Source organism: Aminobacter sp. P4_H6_2 (assembly GCF_056400805.1).
The window spans coordinates 1-4,264 of record NZ_JBFUKO010000474.1 but is presented as its reverse complement, the minus strand read 5'-3'; the positions used below and the strand labels follow the sequence as shown (position 1 = coordinate 4,264).

Below are 4,264 nucleotides of genomic sequence, written 5' to 3'. Positions count from 1 at the left end.
GGCCTTCCACGTCCGGTCAGCCGTGACAATGGTGCCGTTTCTGATGACTTTGGTCATTCTGCAGTTCCCCTATTCTAGCCGCGCTTCTTTTGAGCGCTTTGGCCGTGTTTCAGATCATGTAAGGACAGCCCCTTGGACGAACAACGCAAAGCACCTCTCCCCGAGACGGGGAGAGGTCAGATGCGCAAGGGTATGAGCCCAAAAACTCACTCCACGATCCCTGCCGTTTCCAGGACCGCGTGGAACAGCACGTCGCAGCCGGCGGCGGCCCATTCCGGATAGATTTCCTCGTCTTCGTTGTGGCTGAGCCCGTCGACGCAGGGGCAGAAGACCATCGCCGTCGGCGCCACGCGGTTGATCCAGYAGGCGTCGTGGCCGGCACCCGAAACGATGTCGCGATGGCTGTAGCCAAGCCGGTCGGCGGCATCACGCACCGCCTTGACGCAATCCTTGTCGAAGGCGACCGGGTCGAAATGGCCGACCTGCTCGATCTCGAAGGAAATGTCGAGCGCCTCGCAGATGGTTGCAACGCCCTCGCGGATGCGTCCGTCCATGGCGTCGAGCACTTCCTTTTCGGGCGAGCGAATGTCGATGGTGAAGACGGTGCGCCCGGCAATGATGTTGCGCGAATTCGGATAGACTTCCATGTGGCCGACAGCACCGACCGCGTCGGGCTGGTAGTCCATGGCAATCTCGTGCACCAGTTCGGTCACCCGCGCCATGCCAAGGCCAGCGTTGCGGCGCTTGTACATCGGCGTGGAGCCGGTGTGCGCTTCCATGCCGGTCAGGCTTACCTGCAGCCATTTCAAGCCCTGGCCATGGGTGACGACGCCGATTTCAATCTCTTCGTCCTCGAGGATCGGTCCCTGCTCGATATGCAGCTCGAAGAAGGCCTTCATCTTGCGCGCGCCGACCTTCTCGGTGCCCTTCCAGCCGATGCGCTCCAGCTCATCGCCGAAGCGCTTGCCATGCGCGTCCTTGCGGTCGTAGGCCCAGTCCTGCTCATGCATACCGGCGAACACGCCAGACGCCAGCATGGCAGGGGCAAAGCGCGTGCCTTCCTCGTTGGTCCAGTTGGTGACGACGATCGGATGCTTGGTCTTGATGCCGAGGTCGTTGAGCGAGCGGATGACTTCCAGGCCCCCGAGCACACCCAGAACGCCGTCGAACTTGCCGCCAGTCGGCTGCGTGTCGAGATGGCTGCCGACATAGACCGGCAACGCTTCTGGGTCGGTGCCTTCGCGGCGGGCAAACATCGTGCCCATCTCGTCGATGCCCATGTCGAGCCCGGCGGCGTCGCACCATTTCTTGAAGAGCTTGCGGCCCTCGCCGTCTTCATCGGTCAGGGTCTGGCGGTTGTTGCCGCCGGCAATGCCGGGGCCAATCTTCGCCATCTCCATCAGCGAATCCCACAAACGCTCTGAATTGATTCGCAGATTCTCGCCTGGGGCTGCCATGTCGATTAGTCCTCTCATTCCTTGTTATGCCCGGAAACGCCAGCGGTTCCCGACGCCGCATCTCCTTCGTTTGGCTTTCGCCGAAGAGCCCCGCGCAACATGGTGCGGGACTCCCTTGTTCGTCGGAGCAAAACCCGGAGAGCATGGAACGCGCTCCGGGATCAAGCTCTCAAGTGTCGCGCATCCACTCGGACGCGCGAGCAGCCTCAGTCGATCATCCTCAGCACTTCGCGGACGTGATCAATCAGCTCGTTGATCTGGCCCTTGGTGATGATCAGCGGTGGCGACAGCGCGATGATGTCACCGGTGGTCCGGATCAGCGCGCCGCGCTCGAAAGCTTTCACGAAGGCCGAGAACGCGCGCTTGCTCGGGCTGCCGGCAATCGGCTGGAGCTCGATCGCGCCGATCAGGCCGATGTTGCGGATGTCGATGACGTGCGGCTCGCCCTTGAGCGAATGCAGCGCATCTTCCCAATAAGACGCAAGCTCCGCACCACGGGTCAGCAAGCCCTCTTCCTTGTAGGTGTCGAGCGTGGCGAGTGCCGCGGCCGACGCGATCGGATTGCCCGAATAGGTATAGCCGTGGAAGAACTCAATCAGATGTTCCGGCCCAGTCATGAAGGCGTCGTGGATTTCCTTCTTCACGAACACCGCGCCCATCGGGATGACGCCGTTGGACACACCCTTTGCAGCGGTTATGATGTCGGGAACGACGCCGAAATAGTCGGCGGCGAACGGCGTACCCAGACGACCGAAACCGGTGATGACCTCGTCGAAGATCAACAGGATGCCGTGCTTGGTGCAGATCTCGCGCAGCTTCTGCAGATAGCCCTTCGGCGGGATCAGCACGCCGGTGGAGCCTGCAACCGGCTCGACGATGACGGCCGCGATTGTCGAGGCGTCATGCAGCGTGACGATACGCTCCAGTTCGTCGGCAAGCTCCGCGCCATACTCCGGTTCACCCTTGGTGAAGGCGTTCTTGGCAGGCAAGTGGGTGTGCGGCATGTGATCGACGCCGCCGAGCAGCGTGCCGAACATCTTGCGGTTGGTAACGATGCCGCCAACCGAGATGCCGCCGAAATTGACGCCGTGATAGCCGCGCTCGCGGCCGATGAGCCGGGTGCGCGCGCCCTCGCCCTTCACGCGCTGATAGGCGATCGCCATCTTGAGCGCGGTGTCGACCGATTCCGAGCCGGAATTGGTGAAGAACACATGGTCCATGCCCTTGGGCGCGATGTCGACGAGGCGGTTCGCCAGTTCGAAGACGATCGGGTGGCCCATCTGGAACGCCGGGGCGTAGTCGAGCTCGGCGGCCTGGCGCTGGATCGCCTCGGTGATCTTGGGCCGGCAGTGGCCGGCATTGACGCACCACAGTCCCGCGGTGCCGTCGAGGATCTTGCGGCCGTCGCTGGCCGTGTAATGCATATCCTTGGCCGCAACCATCATGCGAGGCGCCTGCTTGAACTGCCTGTTCGAGGTGAACGGCATCCAGAATGCGCTGAGATCGTTGGGCGTAACTTTTAGCCTGTCCGACATGACCAAGCTTTTCCTTTCTTCCCCTGTTTCGGTACGGCCAACGCTTGGTCTTCGGTGCGTTTTTGTGTTACGCAATTTTTTGACCGATTGGACAAACGTTAGCACCGCCGCTTTGGCGGTCAAGGGATTACTACCGGAAATGCGGCTTCACCGGCGCGCTCCACAGGTCGGCAAGAACTGGTCCAGCGGATTGGTCCAGAGCGCTCTGTCGCCCACCCTCGAATGCGGGACGTCATGACGATGGAAGGCTCGACACCGCGTGCACGTACCCGCATCCAGCAGGAGAAGCGCGAGGTCATCCTCGAAGCCGCACTCGAGGTGTTTTCCACAAACGGCTTTCGCGGCTCGACCATCGACCAGATCGCCGAAGCGGCGGGCATGTCGAAACCCAACCTGCTCTATTATTTCCGCCGCAAGGAAGACATCCACGAAACGCTGATGCACCGGCTGCTCGACACCTGGCTGGCGCCGCTGAAGGAGCTTGACGATATCGGCGATCCGATGACGGAGTTGAGGAGCTACATCAGGCGCAAGCTCGAGATGGCGCGCGATTTCCCCAGGGAAAGCCGGCTTTTCGCCAACGAAATCTTGCAGGGCGCCCCGCGCATCATGGCAATGCTCGAAGGCGAGCTGAAAACGCTGGTCGACGAAAAGGTCGAGATCATCAAAGGCTGGATGCGCGCGGGCAAGGTTGCCAAGGCCGACCCTTGGCACCTCATCTTCGCCATCTGGGCGACGACCCAGCACTACGCTGATTTCGACGTCCAGGTCCGTGCGGTGCTTGGCACCGACCGTGGCGGCGAAGGCCGTTTCGAGGATGCGGCACGATTCCTCGAACAGCTTTTCGTTGAAGGGCTTAGGCCAAAGACCTGAATCGGTTTCTTCGCCGGTTTACTGCCCAGCCGCGATCACCAGCAAGAAGCTGCCGGCCAGAGCAACATTGCTGACGACGCCGTTGATGCGCGAAGCGCGATCAGGGCCGGAATAATCCCAGAAATTGTGAAACATGACGGTCGCAACGAGCAGGAATGCGATCAGGGCCGCTGCGGCAAATGCCATCCAGGGACCAGCAATCAGCAGCAGCCCGGCCACTAACTGGAGCACGATGCCGGCCCACAGGAACAGTCGTGCCTGTGGCACGCCACGCGCGGTCATCATGCTGGCAAGAAACGTCGCGTTGGCGATATTGCGCAGGCCCGCGAAAACAAAGGCGCCGCCAAGAAGCAGGCGGCCTGCAAATGCCAGTGTCGAAATGTCGAACATAAATCCCCC

At 61.5% G+C, this 4,264-nt stretch carries 4 protein-coding genes; 1 reads left to right on the top strand and 3 read right to left on the bottom strand.

Translation table 11 applies throughout. From position 1 onward, the window contains the following. Window positions 1–206 precede the first annotated feature (206 nt). Complete coding sequence (locus AC1DUU_RS24625) at window positions 207–1,457, bottom strand: Zn-dependent hydrolase (protein ID WP_476785999.1); 1,251 nt, start codon at window positions 1,455–1,457, stop codon at window positions 207–209. A gap of 206 nt (window positions 1,458–1,663) precedes the next feature. Beyond that, window positions 1,664–2,992 carry an omega-aminotransferase AptA gene (gene aptA, locus AC1DUU_RS24620; RefSeq protein ID WP_476785998.1) on the bottom strand — a complete coding sequence of 443 codons (1,329 nt, stop codon included), beginning with the start codon at window positions 2,990–2,992 and terminating at the stop codon, window positions 1,664–1,666. A gap of 240 nt (window positions 2,993–3,232) precedes the next feature. Between aptA and AC1DUU_RS24615 the strand changes: the two genes are divergently transcribed. Beyond that, complete coding sequence (locus AC1DUU_RS24615) at window positions 3,233–3,865, top strand: TetR family transcriptional regulator C-terminal domain-containing protein (protein ID WP_476786001.1); 633 nt, start codon at window positions 3,233–3,235, stop codon at window positions 3,863–3,865. A gap of 18 nt (window positions 3,866–3,883) precedes the next feature. Here AC1DUU_RS24615 and AC1DUU_RS24610 read toward each other — a convergent pair whose 3' ends face one another. Beyond that, a complete protein-coding gene (locus tag AC1DUU_RS24610; protein WP_476786000.1) occupies window positions 3,884–4,255 on the bottom strand; it encodes a DoxX family protein in 372 nt (123 codons plus the stop codon). Between the last annotated feature and the right edge of the window lie 9 nt (window positions 4,256–4,264).